Source organism: Amycolatopsis sp. NPDC059657 (genome assembly GCF_042734395.1).
Classification (GTDB): Bacteria; Actinomycetota; Actinomycetes; order Mycobacteriales; family Pseudonocardiaceae; genus Amycolatopsis.
In genome coordinates, this window is record NZ_JBHWEB010000007.1 from 72,683 (window position 1) to 91,108 (window position 18,426).

Sequence of the window (18,426 nt, forward strand, 5' to 3'; positions counted from 1 at the left end):
ACGAGCCCTTTAGCCCTTGGTGCCTCGGACCGCGAAGCGCTGGACGTCCATGTACAGGCAGCCTGCCGAGGTGGGCTGCGGTGTGCAGGAGACCTGCGGGTAGAAGGACAGCTGGTTCGAGAACACGGTCAGCCGGAGGAAGCGCACGCCGGCCGTGCTGCCGGGGGCCAGCGTGAGCGGGTGGAGTGCGTTCAGGTCGGCGGGTTTGAAGTCGGCACTGCCCGCCTTCACCCAGGTCGTGCCGTCCACCGAGGTCTCGACGGATACCTCCTTGGCCGCGGCGGGCGGGTCGTCGCCGCAGTTGTTGGAGGGATCGATTTCGATGGCGCTGATGGTGACCGGCCCGCCGAGCTTGACCGTGACGAAGCGCGACTGGACGGTGCCGTCGGGGTTGAGCGCCTTGTCGGTCGACCAACCGGCGCCGCCGAGCGGTGAGGAACGCAGCAGGTCGGCGGGACCGCAGCCGTACAGGGACCAGTCGACGCCGTTGAAGGCCGCTACCGAGGCGCCTGCCGCGTCCGACGCCCAGTTCTGCCGCAGTTTCCAGTCCACCGTCGTGGTGCCGGAGCGGACCGAGACCGCGCGGATCTCGCTGTCCGCGCCGCCGCCGAAGGCGTAGACCTTCGGGTACGTGCCCGGCAGGACTCCGGTGATCTTGTAGGTGCCGTCGGCGCCGGTGACCGCGGCGAACGAGCCGCCGAATCCGGAATCGTGGCCGCCGAAGCGGATCGAGACACCGGCGAGCGGGGCGGCCGAGTCGCCGTTGACGACCTTGCCCGTGACGGTCGCGGTCGGCGTGCCCGCCGGCGGCGGCACCGAGAAGTCCTCGGCCGGCGTGGTGTCGTCACCGGTGATCGTGCCTGCGAAGAAGCCCATGCCCCTGGCGGCGAACGTCTTCCAGATCTTGGCGGCTGCCTGGCCACCGTTGATCACCACGTCGGCCTGCAGGATCGAGTTGCGCATGTCCAGGAAGGACGGCGACGCGGGCGAAAGCTCCATCGCCCTGGTCACCAGCGCCCTGGTCAGCGTCACGCCGAGTGCCGAGCGCAGGTCCCACAGCGTGCTCGCCCAGATCTCACCGTCGGCGTGCACCTCGGGGAACGGCAGGATGTGGCCGAGGTCGCCGTAGGTGTAACCACCGGGACCGGCACCAGGCGAGCCTGGGCACTTGGCCGAAACGACACCGACCGCGCAGTCCAGCGGCTGCGACCGGGCCAGACTCTCGCCGTTGCCGACGTAGTCGCCGACGATGATCTCGCCCGGCGTCGCGGTGTCCTTGATCAGTCCCTTGCCGACGAGGTAGTCGAAGGCGTACCAGTCACTCCAGGCCTCGCCCATCGCGCCGGACTGGAACGAGTTCAGCGTGGAGTTGCCCAGCGCGTCGACGACCAGCCGGTTGGACAGGCCGTGCGTGTACTCGTGCTCGATGATGCTCGCGTCGTCCGCCGAGTTGGACGCGAGGAACGGATCGGTCGGGTCCTTGGGATTGTGGAACAGGAACATGCCCATGAACGGCGCTTCGCCGTCCGGCGGGGTCCCCATGAACGCGTTGTCGTACGAGCCGGGGTTGCCGGCGGCGTTGAGCAGGGTGTGCACCTCGACCGCGTCGCCGTCGACCTTCTCGAAGTTGCCGGCGGCGCGGGTGAACCCGATCGGGAACGCGGCCAGGTGGTCGTGGAAGGTACCGACGTAGGCCAGCGCCTGCACCGCGTTCTGTTCGCGGTTCTTCGCCCAGGAACCCGGCGTCTTCGGGTCCCACGAGCACTGCCTCGCCGCCGAGCACGGCGCGCCGACGATGGCGTTGAAGTCGCTGAACTTGTAACGGAAGCTGCCGTCGGAGTTCGGCCCGATCTCCTCCTCCGGCTGGAACTTCTGGTCGCCGTTGACGTCGGCGCCGACGTGCGCGACGTTGCCGTCCAGCGTCTTCGCGTCCGCGGGCAACCAGCCCTTCTGGGTCAGGTTGATCTGCTCCTGCTTGCCGCCGGCCGGGGCGCCGGGGCTGACCTGCCAGGCGAGGCCCTTGGCGCCGTCGGCGTCCTCGTGCTTGTTCACCAGGTTCTTGCGGTAGAGCACGGTGCCGGTCTGCGCGTCGGTCACCTGCTGGAACAGCTTGTCAGCGCTCGGCCTGTCCAAAGTGGACCAAGCGGGGCGCATGCCGTCGGCCGTGAGGAAGCCGACTCGCTGCGAACTCTTGCCGGGAGCGGCCAGCGTGGACGCGCCGAACGACGACGGCAGGCCGCGCACGGGGGAGCCGTCCAGCTGGATCAGCCTGCCGTCCTTGGCGACATGCGCCTTCAAGCCGTTGCCGAACACCGGGATCCCGTCGACGACCTGGGTGAACGAGAGGTGATGGGTACCCTCGACGTCGACATAATCCTTACGCAGGTTCAGTTTCGTCCTGTCATTCGCGGATAGCCCGACCAGTCTTTCGTGTTCGGTCAAATAGCGCAACACGATGTCGCGCGGCGCCTCGCGGCTCGGCCCGGTGAGAAAACCGTCCGTACGAGCGAGAATCCTGGGCGTGCCGGTCAGCGCGTCGATGTCGATGCGCGCCTGCTGCCCGAGTTCGGCACGGGCCTGAGCCGTCGCGTCCGCATGGGACGCCGAGAGCTGAGCCTGTGCGTTCAGCGCGCGCGGGCTGGATCTGGCGGTGTCGCGCACATCGAAGTCCTGATCGGACCTGCTCGGCACGGCCTTGCCCGACGTCGACGGCGGAGCGGCGTTCGCGACCGGCACGCTGGCCAGCCCGAAGATCATCACTGCGGTCGCGGCGTACACCGAGGCACGCGAACGCGACGACTGGAACGTCACGGAGACCCCTCTCTCAGTGGTGACGTAGACCTTTCCTTCGTACCGATACAGTCCCGATGTACATCAGCGCCGATCGGGTACGGGTGTGGTGCCTGACTGTGATCACCGCACTCCCACCTGCGCGAACACCCGCGGATCAGCGGACCGGCGACCTGACGCATTCACCGCACCATGGGCCGGTGAGCGGGACATCGCGCACGGGAGGCGACCGCCCGGTGCCGATTTCGTTGACGGACAAGCGAAGTGTGCCCGGCGGTATCCGGGAAGGATTTGTGAACATGCTCCGAGATTACGAACCCGGACGCGTCACCACACTGCGGTAAACCGCAATACAGATTGTGGTTTACCGCAGTCCGCGGAAGGGAGACCCTGACGAAAGTAAGGGGTGGGACCTGCCCGAAGTCCGCTGTCCCGTGCCACACCAGCGAAGGACACTGATCCGCATGATCACAGTGAGCGGTTTGACGAAACGCTATGGGGAGAAGACCGTCGTCGGCGGCTTGGGTTTCCTGGTGGAGCCGGGCAAGGTCACCGGGTTCCTCGGGCCGAACGGCGCGGGAAAGTCCACCACCATGCGGATGGTGGTCGGGCTGGACGAGCCGACCGCGGGGCACGCGCTCATCGGCGGCAAGCGGTACGCCGAGCTCGCGTATCCGCTGCGCGAGGTCGGTGCGCTGCTCGACGCCAAGGCACTGCATCCCGGCCGGAGCGCGGGCAAGCATCTGCTGGCCATGGCGCGCAGCAACGGAATTCCGGCGAGCAGGGTCGAGGAAGTGCTGGCGACGGTCGGACTGAGCGACGTCGCGGGCAAGCGCGCAGGGCAGTTCTCGCTCGGGATGGGCCAGCGCCTGGGAGTCGCGGGCGCGTTGCTGGGTGATCCGGGGGTGCTGATGTTCGACGAGCCGGTGAACGGGCTCGACCCGGACGGGGTGCGGTGGATGCGCCAGCTGATGCGCTCGCTGGCCGCGGAGGGGCGGACGGTGTTCGTGTCGAGTCATCTGATGAGCGAAATGCAGCTCACCGCCGACCGGCTCGTCGTGATCGGCAAAGGGAAACTCCTCTCCGACGCGCCGATCGACGAGTTCATCGCGGCCAACTCACGCAGTGTCGTCTCGGTGCGGCTGACGCGGCGCGATGACGTGGAAACGCTGGCCGCGCGCCTGCGCGCCGACCGGATCCGCTTCGAATCGGGTGCCGAAAACGAACTGCTGGCGCACGAGACGTCCGTCCGATACGTGGGGGATCTGGCGTACGACCTCGGCTTGCGGCTGCACGGGCTCGCCGAACGCACGGCATCGCTGGAGCAGGCCTACATGGAGCTGACCGCGAGCTCGGTGGAATACGGCGCGGCCGCATGAAGATCTTCGCGCTTGTCGCCGCGTTGCTGCTGACGCTGGCCGCACCGGCTTCGGCGGCTCCCCTTTCACTGCTGAAGCCGGCCGGGCATTACCCGATCGGCCTGCGGACCATGGCGTTGACGGACTCCGCCCGCGCCGATCACTGGCAGCCCGAAGAACGGCGCACGCTGATGGTTTCCCTGTGGTACCCGGCGATCCCGGTCGGCGAGCCCGGCCGGTACATGACGCTCGCCGAGTCCGCGGCGACCGTCAAGGCGTACGGGCTGCCGGACGACACGCTCTACCGGCTTCGCACGCATTCACGGGCGAACGCGCCCGCGCTGCCCTCGGCGCGGGGGTGGCCGCTGGTCGTGCTCTCGCCGGGCGCGGGCAACAGCCGGACCACGATGACCACACTCGCCGAGCAGCTGGCCTCGCAAGGCTTTGTGGTCGCAGCGATCGATCACGCATACGAGGCGTTCAACGTCGAGTTCCCGGGTGGACGGTTGCTGACCTGCCTGCCTTGCGGTGCACCGGGGACGCCGTGGCCTGCCGGGATCGAGAACCGGGCGGCTGACGTGTCATACGTGCTGGATTCGTTGCTGGGGCAACATTCCCCGCGTATCGACGGTTCGCGGATCGGCATGGCCGGGCACTCCGCCGGTGGCGCGGCGGCGGCTCTCGCGATGGCGGCGGACCGGCGGATCAAGGCCGCGGTCGACCTCGACGGGCCGTTCTACCACCCGGTCGCGCTCGACCGGCCGTTCGCGTTGTTCACCAGCCCGATCGGCGAGCAGGAGTTCGGCGCGGGCTGGGACGAGAACTGGCCGCGGCTGACCGGCTGGAAGGAACGCCGGTTCCTGCCCGAGACCGGGCACTCGTCCTCGACGGACACCGGCTACCTGATCGCACAGGCCGGGCTGAAGGACAAGGTGCCCGCGACCACGTGGAGCAGGTTGTACGGCTCGATCGAGCCGGCGGCGGGGCTGAGGTTCTTCCGCGACGAACTGACGGATTTCTTCGAAGACAAGGTGGGGGCATGACCAAGCTGGGTGACGCGGTCGCGTCGGAGTGGACGAAGTTCTGGTCGGTGCGGGCGACCTGGTGGTCGCTGGCAGCGTCGGCGGTGCTGATGGCCTTTTACAGCGTGATGGGCGGCTTGGTGATCGCACGGGATGGCGAGACGGGCTCGGTGCGCACGATCGCGATCAACGGGGCCTTCTATATGGCGCAGTTCCCGGTGATCGCGATCGCGACCCTCTTCGTGACCAGCGAGTACGCCAGCGGCAGCATCCGCTCGTCGCTGCTGTGGGTGCCGGTACGCAATCGTTTGCTACTCGCCAAATCCGCCGTGCTGCTGCCGGTGCTGTTCGTGCTGGGAGCGGTGCTCGCGGGGCTGGCCATGGTCGTCGGCGGCTTGTTCGCGGGCGACCACGCGATCGCGATCACGACGGGCGAGGTGGTGCTGACGATCGCCGGGATGGCGGCGTACTTCGCGCTGCTGGGGTTGCTGTGCCTGGGCATCGGCACGGCGTTGCGGTCCACGGCGGGCGCGATCGTGTCGGTGATCGTGCTGCTGCTGATGGTGCCCATGCTCGTCGGCGCGCTGGGAGCGAACGCGCTGGTCGACTACTTCCCCGGCTTCGCGGGTGTCAACGGCATGCTGCCCAAGGGCGAGCTGAACCCGATCATCCACAGTCCGACGGTCTACCCGCCCTGGATCGGCGTGCTGTCCTGCGCGGCTTGGAGCGTGGCCGCGCTCGCGGCGGGCAGCGTGCTTCTTCGTAAGCGTGACGCTTAACGAGGGGAAAGCCAAATGTGGCGCACCCCAGGGCAGCTGAGTGAGGGCCTCCCTCACCCAACCCGGGCCACGCGCGTGGCCCGGGTGAGCCCGCCGAGAGAGAAGTCGTGAGTGTTTTCACCGGTTAGAACCGGCCGTACCACTCATGACCCCCACACCCAAGCCGAGCCCACGATCACGCGTGGAGCGAAAGGAGGAATCTGGAAATCGGGCGGCCAGATTCCGCCTCTCGCGAAGAGAATTTGGCTCACCCCTCGATAGAACGGGACAAAGCGGCTTAACCGACTAGGCCTGCTTCATAAGCGACGATGGCCGCCTGGACTCGATTCTTCGCGTCCAGGCGGCCTAAAATACTGCTGACGTAAGCCTTGACGGTGCCTTCGACCAGGAAGAGCTTGGCCGCGATGTCCGCATTGGACAGTCCAGAACCCAGCAACGCCAGCACTTCCCGCTCACGCGGCGTCAGCGAAGCGACCTGCGAGCGGGCCGCGGCGCCCCGGCTCAAGCGGCCGCCGGACAACTGCGCGATGACCCGTTGCGCGACCTTCGGCGAAAGGAAGGCCGCGCCATCGGCCACCGCACGGATGCCGGCGAGCAACTCGCGCGGGTCGCCGGACTTGAGCAGAAACCCAGACGCGCCAACCGAAAGCGCGCGCTCGATGTAGGCGTCCTCGCCGAACGTCGTCAGCATGATCACGCCTGTCTCCGGGCGGACGCGGCGGATTTCCTCGGCCGCCGCCAAACCGTCAAGCTTGGGCATCTGGATGTCGAGCAGCGCGACGTCCGGCCGCGTGCGCAGCACCTCGTCGACGGCCGCGCGCCCGTCGGAGACCTCCGCGACCACCTCGACCCGCTCGTCACTGCCCAAAATGGCGGCGACGCCCGCGCGGATCAGCGGTTCGTCGTCAGCCAGCACTACGCGGATCACTGCGCTCCTTCAAAACATCCTTGGACACGAGCTTGCCGTCAGTGAAGCACAGCCGGTATGCCTCATAGGTCGCGGTGAACAGGCTTCGGCCGTTGCCGTAGTACACACAGTCCGCGCCCGCCGGAATCGGCGGCTCGCCCGCATACGGCCTGGCCACGCGTTCCCTGCTCGGGAAGAACGGCTGGATCTCCGCGCGTGGCTGGCCGATGCGGAACGAGTCGTAGGCCTTCGGTTCGAGCTCCGAGCCGTACCAGCCGTACAGGAACGCGATCCCGCTGATCGCGCCGACGCCCAGGAACAACGACGCGGGCACCAGCACCGCCTGCAGCAGGCTGCGCCGCACCTCACGGCGAGCGCGTTCGAGGCCGAGCGCGGCGTCGGAGACCTCGACCGGCCCCGGTGACCCGGCATGCGGCAACGTCGCTTCCACCGCGAAGCCGCCGTTCACCGGCTCCGCCCGGAAAGTGCCGCCGACGACACGGACCCGCTCCCGCAACCCGACGAGCCCATGCCTGCCCGACGCCGCGCCGGGCAGTGGCCCGGCGGGCGGCGGCGCGTTGACCACCGACACCGTCGTCTCGTCCGCGCCACCGGTGACCGTGACCACGGCGGCGGCGCCCGGCGCGTGTTTCGCGACGTTCGTCAGCGCCTCCTGCACCACGCGATACGCCGCACGCTCGACCATCGCGGGCGCGGCACTCAGATCGTCCACAGTGGACGTGATCGCCAAGCCGGAGGCCACCGACCGCTCGACCAGCTCAGGGATGGTCTCGTGCCCGGCAGGCTCGTCGTTCTCCCGCAGTACCCCGATGATCTGGCCCAGCCGATCCATCGCGACAGCGGCGCTCTCACGCAGCTCACCGGCCGCCCGGCTCTGCTCCTCCCCCAGCCCGCCCGCGACCTCGAGCGCGGCGGCACGCACCGCGATCAGCGAAAGCTCGTGCCCCAGCGAATCGTGCATGTCACCGGCGATCCGCGCCCGCTCACGCAGCCTGGCCTGGTCGGCGACCAGCCGCTGGCGGCTCTCGATCTCCTCCGCGCGCTCCCACCCGCTGCGCGCCATCTCGTCGCGCAGCCGCACGTAGCGCCCGAGCTGCCACGGGAACAGCGCCGCGAACCCGATGACGCTCAGCATCATCGCCCAGCCGTCGAGGCCTCTGGTGCCTGCCACGTACGCGACCGGTACACAAAGGACACACACGACTACGAAGATCACCAGCGCCGGTTTCGCCGTGCGCATCCGCCGTCCGGCGAAATAGGCCATCGCGACCATGACGAACACCGGCCAGATCGGCACCCGGCCGCCGTGGTCGATCACCATCGCGACCCCGGACGAGGTGGCCGCGGCCAGCGAGACGACCGGATGACGCCTGGTCGCGGCCACCGCGGCGGTGATCACCACGAGGCCGAAGACGAACTCCCACGGCGAGGTGCCGTGCACGCTGTCGACGAAGAGCAGCCAGCTCAGCGCGAGCCAGAGCAGTGCGTCGAGCACCAGCCCGCCCCGTCGTTTCCACCAGTCCCGCACGATCCCGACGCTACAAGCTCCGGTCTCCCGCCGCCCTGGACGAAAGTAAGGTCTTCACGTCGTGGCCTTGACGAACGCCAGCACCTGCGGCCACGAGACCGCGTACGCCGAGGCGTTGACCGGGTTCGCGTGCCTGCTCCGGTTGCTGAACCCGTGCTCGGCCTCGGGATAGACGTGCGCGATGGTCGCGCCCGCCGGACGCGACTCCAAAGCGTCGCGCAGGCGGACATAGACCGAACGCGGCACCAGCTCGTCGGCCGTCGGGTAGAGCACCATCGCGGGCGCGGTGATCGCGGGAACCTCGGCGACGGCGTCGAGCACGTGATGCGGCGGGAGCTCCGGGTAGATGGTCGGGTGATACGCGACGACGTTCGACACCCGGTCGTCACGCGCGCCGAGCAGCAGCGCGAACCGGCCGCCGAGACACCAGCCGATCACTCCGGCGCGGGTACAGCCGAGTTCGCCGAAGAGATGGTCGAGCAGGGCACGCTGTTCACCCAGGCATTGCTCGTCGTCCTGCGTGCCGAGCAGCTCGAAGAGCTTCTCCTGCGGCGTGTTGTCGGCGTTCGACCCGTGCCAGGTGTCCCACACCAGCGCGGTCACGCCCTGCTCGGCGAGCTCGTCGGCCCAGTCACGCAGCTGCTGCCCGATCCCGGTGATCATCGGCAGCAGCAGCATCCCCGACACCGAGCCGCCGCCAGGCCTGGCGAGGTAAGCGCTGAGGTCTCCGACACGGACAGTGGCCTTATCAACGGTCATATTTCCGAACTTAAGGCATGATGATCGACCATGGCGGCACGTCCTCTGGCCGAGCAACTCGGCGGCGCGGTACCCGCGGGCATCGAAGCACTCGAGCCTGCCCAACGCGACGACCTCGCCCAAGCACTGCACGACGCCAGGAAACGGCAGTCCAGAGCACTCGCGAGGGCAGGCGAAGAAGGCCTCAAGTACGTGCCGGCGCTGCTGCGCGGCGCGGTGCGCAAAGTGGTCGGGTTATGAGCGAGGCCGAGGTTCTCAAGCTCGCGAGGCTGCTCGGGGACTCGCCGGACCGGTTCGCATACCTCAACGACGTCGGCCCCGATGACCTGCGGAAACTGCGCGAACAGGTGACCGACGTGCTGTTCGACGCCGACCTGCCCGTGCTCCAGCGGATGGCGATGGCCACCAGGGTCATCCCGGCGCCGGTGCTCGCGAAGATCGGCGAGAAGGTGTTCGGCCCGCTGCTCTGCGCGCGGATCGCCGGGCTGGTCGACGTCTCACGCGGCGTGGACGTCGCGAAGCGGCTGACACCGAGGTTCCTCGCGGACGTCGCCGTCGAGCTGGACCCGCGCCGGGCCAGCCGGATCATCGCCGACATCCCGCCGTCGACCGTGGCCAAGGTCGCCGCCGAGCTCGTCGGGCGCGAAGACTGGATCACCGTCGGCCGGTTCGTCGGGCATCTGCCCGACGGCACGGTCAAGGCCTGCCTGACCGTCATCGACGATCCCGCGCTGCTGGAGATCGCCTACGTCATCGACGACAAGAGCCGCATCGACCATGTCGTCGGGCTCTTGCCGCCGGTGCGGCTGGAAAGCCTCGCCGAGAACGCCGACGAGGACCTGCTCGAGAACCTCGTGGAGCATCTCAGCGAGGCCAACCTGGCCAAGCTCAAACGATGATCAGGTAAATCCCGTAGAGCACCATCGCCGCGCACACGGCGAAACACGCCACCGAAGCGGTCAGCGCGACCGTCCCGGAGCCGCCCTCGGCGCGCGCGTCCGCGTGGCTGGACAGCCCTCGGACGCCGAACGAGAACAGCGTGGTCAGCACCAGCACGGCGCCCAGCGAGATCGCGAAGACCTCGAACAATCCGGACCAGTTGATCGTCACGCCACACCTGCCGGGATCGGTTCGGGCCGCTGCTCGGCGATCGAGTTCGGATCGACCGGATTGCGCTTGGACACCAGGTAGATCGCGATGGCGATGCCGACACCGGCGACGCCGACCAGCAGCGTGCCCCAATCGCCCTTGGTGGCGATCGCGGCCGCCACCGCGCCGACGATGGCCGCGGCAGGCAAGGTCAGCAGCCAGGCCAGCACCATCCGGCCGGCGACGCCCCAGCGGACCTCCGCGAGCCTGCGCCCGACGCCCGAGCCGATGATGCCGCCCGAGCAGACGTGCGTGGTGGACAGCGCGAAGCCGAAGTGCGAGGACGCCAGGATCACGGCGCCCGCCGTCGCCTCCGCCGCGAAGCCTTGCGGCGTCTGGATTTCCGTGAGCTTGCGGCCCATGGTCTGGATGATCCGCCAGCCACCGAGGTAGGTGCCGAGCGCGATCGCCGCGCCCGCCGCGAGTATCACCCAGATCGGCGGGCTGGACCCGGCCGCGAGCGAACCGGACGAGATCAGCGTCAGCGTGATGATGCCCATCGTCTTCTGCGCGTCGTTGGTTCCGTGTGCGAGCGAGACCAGCGAGGCCGAAAGCACCTGACCGCTCTTGAACGCCTTGCCGACCACTTCCTGCCGCGCGCGCTGGGTGATCCGGTAGACCACGAACGTGCCGACGGTCGCCACCAGCCCGGCCACGAGCGGCGACGCGATCGCCGGGATGAGCACCTTCTCGACGACCTTGGCGAAGTGGATCGCGTCGGCGCCGGCAGCGATCCAGGTGGCGCCGATCAGCCCGCCGAACAACGCGTGCGACGAACTCGACGGCAGGCCGACCAGCCAGGTGAGCAGATTCCAGATGATGGCGCCGACCAGACCGGCGAAGATCACCGCCGGGGTGATCTTCAGCTCGTCGACGATGCCACCCGAGATCGTCTTCGCCACCTCGATCGAGAGGAACGCGCCGACCAGGTTGAGCACGGCGGAAAGGCCGACCGCGACCTTTGGTCTGAGCGCCCCGGTCGCGATGGACGTGGCCATCGCGTTCGCTGTGTCGTGGAAGCCATTGGTGAAGTCGAAAGCCAGCGCCGCGACGATGACTACGATGACGATCAGCGAGTAGTCCACAGTGTTCCAGGCTACCGATCGGGTGACTCAGCCCCGATACCGCCGGAGTGTCGTCTTCCTGAACACGAGATGAATTCGCTTGCGGCTCAACGAATTCGCTGTCCCCTTCGCCAGACATTCCTTGTCAGCGGCACCCCGGGACGGTACGCCAGATGAGTGACGGAAGGCGCTTCCAAAACCTGGAAATCGGCACGCGCGCCCACGCTGAGCACGCCGACGTCCTCGCGGCGCAGTGCCTCCGCGCCGCCCGCGGTGGCTGACCATACGGCCTCGTCGATGGTCATGCGCATCTGCAAAACGGCCGTAGCCACACAAAACGCCATCGAGGTCGTGTACGAACTGCCCGGATTCGCGTTGCTGGCCAACGCCACGGTCACGCCCGCGTCGAGCAACCGGCGAGCGGGCGCGAGTGGTTGCCTGGTCGACAAATCACACGCGGGCAACAAGGTCGCGACCGTTTCCGAAGCCGCCAAGGCGTCGACATCACCATCTGTCAAATAAGTGCAATGGTCGACGCTGGCCGCGCCGAATTCGACGGCGAGGCGGACACCCGGCCCCTCGCCGAGCTGATTTCCATGCACGCGCAAACCGAGTCCGCGCTCCTGTGCCGCCTTCAAAACGCGCGAGGATTGGGCTTCGTCGAACGCGCCGGTCTCGCAGAACACATCCGCCCAGCGGACGTGATCCACGACGGCGTCGAGCATGTCGCCGCAGACGAGATCCACATAGGATTCCGCGTCCGCGCCGGGCGGCACCAGATGCGCGCCGAGGAAGGTCACCTCATCGGCGACCTCGGCGGCGATACGGGCAGACCGCGCCTCGTCTTCGACGTTCAGCCCGTAGCCGGTCTTGGTCTCCAGACAGGTGGTGCCTTGATAAGCGGCCTCGTCGACGTGGCGGCGCAGATTCGCGGCCAGCTCCTCGTCGGACGCGGCCCGCGTGGCGCCGACGGTGAGGGCGATTCCGCCTGCCGTGTACGGCTTCCCGGCCATCCTGGCCTCGAACTCGGCGGTCCGGTCACCGGCAAAGACGAGGTGCGTGTGGCTGTCGACCCAGCCGGGCAGCACCGCGCGGCCGTCGACGTCGACGCGCTCGTCGGCGGCAGGCGCGTCGGGCGCCGCTCCCACCCAGACGACCCGGTCGCCCGAGAACACCAATGCGGCATTCGTCAGTTTCCCCAGCTCGGGGTCGTTGGTGGTGAGTTCGCCGATCCCGGTTACGAGTGTTGCCACAGTGCGTCGATCTCCTTCGCCAGCACGGATTCCGGTGCTTCGACCGTGAGGTGCACGCGGTCGCGGACGACCCAGCGGCCTCGGGCGAGCACGTCGCGCACATCAGCCCCAGACGCCGCGTAGACCGTACCCGAAGGTTCGGTGCCCACGGTCCTGATCGATTCGAGATCGATATTCACCAGATCGGCGCCGTGGCCCGCGGCGAGCGCGCCGACCTCGTCCCAGCCGATGGCGGCGTGGTCGGTCGCGGCGGCCATCAGCTCGTCCACGCTGAACCGCCCGCGTGACTCGCTGGCCAGGCGTTCGTTGAGCTCCAGCGCCCGTGTCTCCTCGAAGGCGTCGACGACGGCGTTGCTGTCGCTGCCCAGGCAGAGCCCGACCCCCGCGTCGAGCAGGGCGCGCGCAGGGCCGATGCCGTCGCCGAGGTCCCGCTCGGTGGTCGGGCAGAAGCACGCGCGGGCACGCGCGTCCCCGAGCAGGCGGATGTCGCTCTCGGTGAGGTGCGTGGCGTGGACGGCGGTGAGCCGTTCGCCGAGCGCGCCGTGTTCGGCGAGCAGGCCGGTCGGGGTGAGGCCGTAGGCCGCGAGGCACTGCTCGTTCTCGGCACGCTGCTCGGACAGGTGCACGTGAAGCGGCCTGTCCTGCTTGCGTACCAACGAAATCTCGTCGGCCGGGACCGCACGGACCGAGTGGATGGCCGCGCCGACACGGAAGCCGTCGTTCTCCTCCAGCGCGCTGACCCGTTCGGCCCAGCGTTCGGCGGAGCCGTCGGAAAAACGCCGCTGGACCTCGTCGGGGGCGACGCCGATGCCGCCCGCGAGGTAGCAGGTGTCGAGCAGGGTCAACCGGATCCCGGCGTCGGCCGCGGCGCGTTCGAGCGCGGCGCCCATCGCGTTCGGGTTGCCGTACGGCGTGCCGCCCGGCGCGTGGTGCAGATAGTGGAACTCGCCGACGCTGGTATACCCGGCGAGCACCATCTCCGCGTAGACGCCGCGGGCGAGCCGGTAGTACGCGTCGGGATCGAGCCTGGCGGCGAGCGAGTACATGCGCTCGCGCCAGGTCCAGAACGTCCCGCGCTCGTGGTGGGTGCGGCCGCGCAGCGCCCGGTGGAAGGCATGGGAATGACCGTTCGCCATGCCGGGCACGGTCAGCCCGGTGAGGACATGGCCCTCGCGCGGCTGACCGGGCAGCACGGAGTCGAACCGGTCGCCTTCGATCGTGATCAGGACTTCGCTCGCGACCCCGTCCGGGAGCCACGCGTACTCACACCACAGTGTCGTCATGTCGACATGTGCTCCAAAACGGTCGCCAGCGCCTGAGCGCCGTGGTCGACGTCCTCGGCCTCGGCGAACTCCTCGGGCGCGTGGCTCACGCCGGTCGGGTTGCGCACGTAGAGCATCCCGGCGGGCACGAACCCGGCGAGGATCCCGGCGTCGTGCCCGGCGCCGGTGGGCAGTTCCGGCGCTCCGCCAAGCCACTTACCGAGGTCGTCGCGCAGCTTCGCGTCGAAGGTCACTGTGTCCGAATAGGACTCTTCGGAGATCTCGACCAGACAGCCCTCTTCGGCTGCCGCTTCCTTCGCCAGCGCACTGAGTTCAGCCACCAAGGCACGCGTCCGGTCACCGCCGGGGACACGGGCGTCGAGCCAGAGGTCCACAGTGGACGCGATGACGTTCGTCCCGCCGGGTGTCAGCACCAGACGGCCGACGGTCGCGCGTCCGTCGCCGGTCGCCTTCGCGACACGGCGGGCGGCGGCGACCACCTGGGCGGCGGGGAGCATCGGGTCGTGGCGGTCGCCGATCAGCGTCGCACCGGCGTGGTTTCCCTGTCCTGAAAAGGAAAATCGCCAACGCCCGTGCGCGATCACCGTGTCTCCGACCGCCACCGGTGAACCGAGGTCGATGAGGCCACGACCCTGTTCGACGTGCAGCTCGAGGAACCGGCCGATGCGGCCGAGCGCCTCGGGGTCGGCGCCGAACCGCTCGGGATCGTGGCCGGCCTTGGCCGAAGCCTCGGCGAACGTGATGCCGTCGGGGTCCTTCAGCGCACGCGCCTTGTCGGCGTCGATCGTCCCGGTCAGCAGCCGCGAACCGAGGCAGGGGACGCCGAAGCGTCCACCCTCTTCTTCGGCGAACACGACGACCGCGAACGGCTTGCCCGGCCGGAAACCCTTGGCCTGCAAGATCTCCACCGCGTCGAGCGCGCTGACCACACCGAGCGGGCCGTCGAAGGCACCGCCGCCGGGCACCGAGTCGAGATGGCTGCCGGTGACGACCGCGTCCGGGCCGGGTGTGCCCCACCAGGCCCAGATGTTGCCGTTGCGGTCGGTCTCGACGTCGAGCGAGAGGCGCTGCGCGCGCTCGGCGAACCAGGCGCGCAGCTCACCCTCGGCCTGATCGAAAGCGTGACGGGAGTACCCGCCGCGCTTGCGATCGCGGCCGACGTCGGCGATTTCGCCGAGTAGCGAAGTCGCGGTCACTCAGCGTCCTTCATCGGGATCTTCACGCCACGCTCGCCGGCGACGTCGGAAGCCCGCTCGTAGCCAGCGTCGACGTGCCGGATGACACCCATGCCCGGGTCGTTGGTGAGCACCCGCTCGAGCTTCTGCGCGGCGAGCGCGGTGCCGTCGGCGACGCTGACCTGGCCCGCGTGGATGGAGCGGCCCATGCCGACGCCGCCGCCGTGGTGGATGGACACCCAGCTGGCGCCCGACGAGGTGTTGACCAGCGCGTTCAGCAACGGCCAGTCGGCGATGGCGTCGGAGCCGTCCGCCATGCCCTCGGTCTCGCGGTACGGCGACGCGACGCTGCCGGAGTCGAGGTGGTCGCGGCCGATGACGACCGGGGCCTTGAGCTCGCCGCTGGCGACCATCTCGTTGAACCGCAGGCCGGCGAGGTGGCGCTCGCCGTAGCCGAGCCAGCAGATACGCGACGGAAGTCCTTGGAAGGCAACGCGTTCACCGGCGAGCCGGATCCAGCGCGCGAGTGATTCGTTCTCCGGGAACAGTTCCAGCATCGCGCGGTCGGTGGCCGCGATGTCCTCGGGGTCACCGGACAGCGCCGCCCAGCGGAACGGGCCGTTGCCCTCGCAGAACAGCGGGCGGATGTAGGCGGGCACGAAGCCGGGGAAGTCGAACGCGCGCTCGCAGCCGCCGAGCTTCGCCTCACCGCGGATCGAGTTGCCGTAGTCGAAGACCTCGGCGCCCTTGTCGAGGAAACCGAGCATGGCGTCGACGTGGTCGGCCATCGACTCGCGCGAGCGGTCGGTGAACTCGTCGGGCTTCTTGGCGGCGTAGTCGTGCCAGTCGTCGACGCTGATTCCCTTGGGGAGATAGGAAAGCGGGTCGTGCGCGGAGGTCTGGTCGGTGACGATGTCGACCTCGACGCCGCGGCGCAGCAGCTCCGGCAGCACCTCGGCGGCGTTGCCGACGACACCGACGGACAGGGCGCGCTTTTCCTTCTTCGCGGCTTCGACGCGGCGGATGGCGTCGTCGAGGTCGTCGGCGACCTCGTCCAGGTACCGGGTCTCGACGCGGCGGTGCGCGCGCTGCGGGTCGACCTCGATGCAGAGCGCGACACCGTCGTTCATGGTGACGGCCAGTGGCTGGGCGCCGCCCATGCCGCCGAGGCCGGCGGTGACGGTCAGCGTGCCCTTGAGGGTTCCGCCGAAGCGCTTCTTGGCGACAGCGGCGAAGGTCTCGTACGTGCCCTGCAGGATTCCTTGCGTGCCAATGTAAATCCACGAGCCCGCGGTCATCTGGCCGTACATGGTCAGGCCCTGCTGCTCCAGCCTGCGGAACTCTGGCCAGGTGGCCCAGTCGCCGACGAGGTTGGAGTTCGCGATGAGCACGCGCGGCGCCCATTCGTGCGTGCGGAACACGCCGACCGGCTTGCCGGACTGGACGAGCAGCGTCTCGTCGGCTTCGAGGTCGGTCAGCTCGCGGGTGATGGCGTCGAAGCTGGCCCAGTTGCGGGCGGCCTTGCCGGTGCCGCCGTAGACGACCAGGTCGTCGGGGCGCTCGGCGACCTCGGGATCGAGGTTGTTGTGGAACATGCGCAGCGCGGCTTCGGTCTGCCAGTTCTTGGCGGTGAGCTGCGTGCCGCGGGCGGCGCGGACCGGACGGGCGGTGCTGGTCATCAGACCTCCAGACGGGCGGCGGCGAGAACGGCGCCGGAACGGACGAGCTCTTCGGCGGCGGCGATCTCCGGCGCCAGGTGACGGTCGGGCCCAGGGCCTTCGACCTTGGTACGCAACAGATCCCGGACCCGGCCGGTGACCGGCGACGGCTCCAGCGGCGCGCGCATGTCGAGCGCGCGTGCGGCGGTGAGCAGTTCGATGGCGAGCACGGTGGTCAGCCCGTCGACGGCCTTGCGCAGCTTGCGCGCGCTCGACCAGCCCATCGAAACGTGGTCCTCCTGCATCGCGCTGCTCGGGATCGAGTCGACCGACGCCGGCACGGCGAGCCGCTTGAGCTCGCTGACCACGGCGGCCTGGGTGTACTGGGCGATCATGTGCCCCGAGTCGACGCCGGGGTCGGCCGCGAGGAACGGCGGCAGGCCGTGCGACCGCGTCTTGTCGAGCATCCGGTCGGTGCGGCGCTCGGCGATGCTGGCGACGTCCGCGAGCGGGATCGCCAGGAAGTCGAGCACGTAGGCGACCGGCGCGCCGTGGAAGTTGCCGTTGGACTCGACGCGGCCGTCCTCCAGCACGACGGGATTGTCCACAGCGGACGCCAGCTCGCGGCTCGCGACGAGTTCGGCGTGCGCGAGGCTGTCGCGCGCGCCACCGTGCACCTGGGGGCTGCAGCGGAGGCTGTACGCGTCCTGGACGCGGTTGCAGTCGGGTCCGCGGTGGCTCTCGACGATCTTGGAGCCCTGCAGCGCCTGGAACATCCTGGCCGCGCTTTCGGCCTGGCCGGGATGCGGGCGCAGAGCCTGCAGATCGGCGGCGAACGCGCGGTCGGTGCCCAGCAGCGCCTCGACGCTCATGGCGGCGGTGATGTCGGCGATGTCGAGGAGCTTGCGCAGATCCGCGGCGGCGAGCAGCAGCATGCCGAGCATGCCGTCGGTGCCGTTGGTGAGCGCGAGGCCCTCCTTCTCGGCGAGCACGACCGGCTCGATGCCCGCGTGCTCCAGCGCGTCGGCGGCGTTGACGAGATCGCCGTTGTACTCGACCTCGCCCTCCCCCATCAGCGCGAGCGCGACGGCGGCGAGCGGCGCGAGGTCACCGGAGCAGCCGAGCGAGCCGTACTCGTGCACGACCGGGGTGATCCCGGCGTTGAGCAGCGCGGCGAGGGTGTTGGCCGTACCGGGCCGCACGCCGGTGAACCCGCTGGCGAGTGTCCGGAGCCTGAGCAGCATGAGCGCCCGGACGACCTCGGTCTCGACATGCGCGCCCGCGCCCGCGGCGTGCGAGCGGATGAGGCTGCGCTGCAGCGCCGTCCGGCTCTCACGCGGGATGTGCCGGGTGGCGAGCGCGCCGAACCCGGTGCTGACGCCGTACGTCGGCGTGACGGCGTGCGCGAGATCCTCGATGTGCTGGCGTTTCTCGGCGAGCCTGGCCTCGGCGGCCCCGGTCAGCCCGACCGGCGCGTACTCCCGCGCGACCGCGACCACCTGCTCGGCACTCAGCGGCTCCGACCCCAGTAACACTTTTTCCGGCATGCCCCTATTGGACAACCCGGCCTGCCCGGGTGAACATCACCCGAAGGCGTCTTCCGTCTGGTATCCCAGACAGTACCCCCAATGTGGCGTTGGTCAGGTTTCGGCTGACGAAAGCCGCATTGGCGGGCCAAAA

The 18,426-nt window shown here is 69.1% G+C and carries 16 protein-coding genes; 5 read left to right on the forward strand and 11 right to left on the reverse strand.

Annotated elements, in window-relative coordinates:
• Positions 1 to 9: 9 nt before the first annotated feature.
• On the reverse strand, positions 10 to 2,811 hold the full coding sequence (locus ACFV15_RS06055; RefSeq protein WP_378349031.1) for a M36 family metallopeptidase: 2,802 nt from the start codon (positions 2,809 to 2,811) through the stop codon (positions 10 to 12).
• Positions 2,812 to 3,254: 443 nt separating this feature from the next.
• Between ACFV15_RS06055 and ACFV15_RS06060 the strand changes: the two genes are divergently transcribed.
• From ACFV15_RS06060 to ACFV15_RS06070, 3 genes are read left to right on the forward strand one after another with little or no spacing between them, the layout of a single operon-like run.
• Positions 3,255 to 4,169 carry an ATP-binding cassette domain-containing protein gene (locus ACFV15_RS06060; RefSeq protein ID WP_378349032.1) on the forward strand — a complete coding sequence of 305 codons (915 nt, stop codon included), beginning with the start codon at positions 3,255 to 3,257 and terminating at the stop codon, positions 4,167 to 4,169.
• Entirely contained in the window at positions 4,166 to 5,191 is a 1,026-nt protein-coding gene (locus tag ACFV15_RS06065; protein WP_378349033.1) for an alpha/beta hydrolase family protein, read from the forward strand. Before ACFV15_RS06060 ends, ACFV15_RS06065 begins: the two co-directional genes overlap by 4 nt.
• Positions 5,188 to 5,949, forward strand: a complete 762-nt coding sequence (locus tag ACFV15_RS06070) for an ABC transporter permease (protein ID WP_378349034.1) — start codon at positions 5,188 to 5,190, stop codon at positions 5,947 to 5,949. The genes ACFV15_RS06065 and ACFV15_RS06070 overlap by 4 nt, the downstream gene beginning before the upstream one ends.
• A gap of 277 nt (positions 5,950 to 6,226) precedes the next feature.
• On the opposite strand, the gene ACFV15_RS06075 is transcribed toward ACFV15_RS06070, so the two are convergent.
• From ACFV15_RS06075 to ACFV15_RS06085, 3 genes are read right to left on the reverse strand one after another with little or no spacing between them, the layout of a single operon-like run.
• Positions 6,227 to 6,877, reverse strand: coding sequence for a response regulator (locus tag ACFV15_RS06075; RefSeq protein WP_378349035.1), 651 nt, complete (start codon positions 6,875 to 6,877; stop codon positions 6,227 to 6,229).
• Positions 6,855 to 8,405, reverse strand: a complete 1,551-nt coding sequence (locus ACFV15_RS06080; RefSeq protein ID WP_378349036.1) for a sensor histidine kinase — start codon at positions 8,403 to 8,405, stop codon at positions 6,855 to 6,857. The genes ACFV15_RS06075 and ACFV15_RS06080 overlap by 23 nt, the downstream gene beginning before the upstream one ends.
• 54 nt (positions 8,406 to 8,459) lie before the next feature.
• On the reverse strand, positions 8,460 to 9,164 hold the full coding sequence (locus tag ACFV15_RS06085; RefSeq protein WP_378349037.1) for a dienelactone hydrolase family protein: 705 nt from the start codon (positions 9,162 to 9,164) through the stop codon (positions 8,460 to 8,462).
• Positions 9,165 to 9,194: 30 nt separating this feature from the next.
• Between ACFV15_RS06085 and ACFV15_RS06090 the strand changes: the two genes are divergently transcribed.
• Positions 9,195 to 9,404, forward strand: coding sequence for a hypothetical protein (locus ACFV15_RS06090; protein WP_378349038.1), 210 nt, complete (start codon positions 9,195 to 9,197; stop codon positions 9,402 to 9,404).
• Positions 9,401 to 10,063: a hypothetical protein gene (locus ACFV15_RS06095; protein WP_378349039.1), complete on the forward strand. Its 663-nt coding sequence runs from the start codon at positions 9,401 to 9,403 to the stop codon at positions 10,061 to 10,063. Before ACFV15_RS06090 ends, ACFV15_RS06095 begins: the two co-directional genes overlap by 4 nt.
• On the opposite strand, the gene ACFV15_RS06100 is transcribed toward ACFV15_RS06095, so the two are convergent.
• From ACFV15_RS06100 to hutH, 7 genes are all read right to left on the reverse strand, one after another.
• Positions 10,053 to 10,274 carry a hypothetical protein gene (locus ACFV15_RS06100; RefSeq protein ID WP_378349040.1) on the reverse strand — a complete coding sequence of 74 codons (222 nt, stop codon included), beginning with the start codon at positions 10,272 to 10,274 and terminating at the stop codon, positions 10,053 to 10,055. The genes ACFV15_RS06095 and ACFV15_RS06100 overlap by 11 nt on opposite strands.
• Positions 10,271 to 11,398 (reverse strand): anion permease, encoded by a 1,128-nt coding sequence (locus ACFV15_RS06105; RefSeq protein ID WP_378349041.1) that lies wholly within the window; start codon positions 11,396 to 11,398, stop codon positions 10,271 to 10,273. Before ACFV15_RS06105 ends, ACFV15_RS06100 begins: the two co-directional genes overlap by 4 nt.
• Positions 11,399 to 11,484: 86 nt before the next feature.
• Positions 11,485 to 12,630, reverse strand: a complete 1,146-nt coding sequence (gene hutI / locus ACFV15_RS06110; protein ID WP_378349042.1) for an imidazolonepropionase — start codon at positions 12,628 to 12,630, stop codon at positions 11,485 to 11,487.
• The gene (locus tag ACFV15_RS06115) at positions 12,615 to 13,913 is read right to left on the reverse strand and encodes a formimidoylglutamate deiminase (RefSeq protein ID WP_378349043.1); all 1,299 of its coding nucleotides are present in this window, start codon (positions 13,911 to 13,913) and stop codon (positions 12,615 to 12,617) included. Before ACFV15_RS06115 ends, hutI begins: the two co-directional genes overlap by 16 nt.
• A complete protein-coding gene (locus ACFV15_RS06120; protein WP_378349044.1) occupies positions 13,910 to 15,109 on the reverse strand; it encodes an allantoate amidohydrolase in 1,200 nt (399 codons plus the stop codon). Before ACFV15_RS06120 ends, ACFV15_RS06115 begins: the two co-directional genes overlap by 4 nt.
• On the reverse strand, positions 15,106 to 16,767 hold the full coding sequence (hutU, locus tag ACFV15_RS06125; RefSeq protein WP_378349045.1) for a urocanate hydratase: 1,662 nt from the start codon (positions 16,765 to 16,767) through the stop codon (positions 15,106 to 15,108). Before hutU ends, ACFV15_RS06120 begins: the two co-directional genes overlap by 4 nt.
• Complete coding sequence (gene hutH / locus ACFV15_RS06130) at positions 16,767 to 18,293, reverse strand: histidine ammonia-lyase (RefSeq protein ID WP_378349046.1); 1,527 nt, start codon at positions 18,291 to 18,293, stop codon at positions 16,767 to 16,769. Before hutH ends, hutU begins: the two co-directional genes overlap by 1 nt.
• Positions 18,294 to 18,426 lie beyond the last annotated feature (133 nt).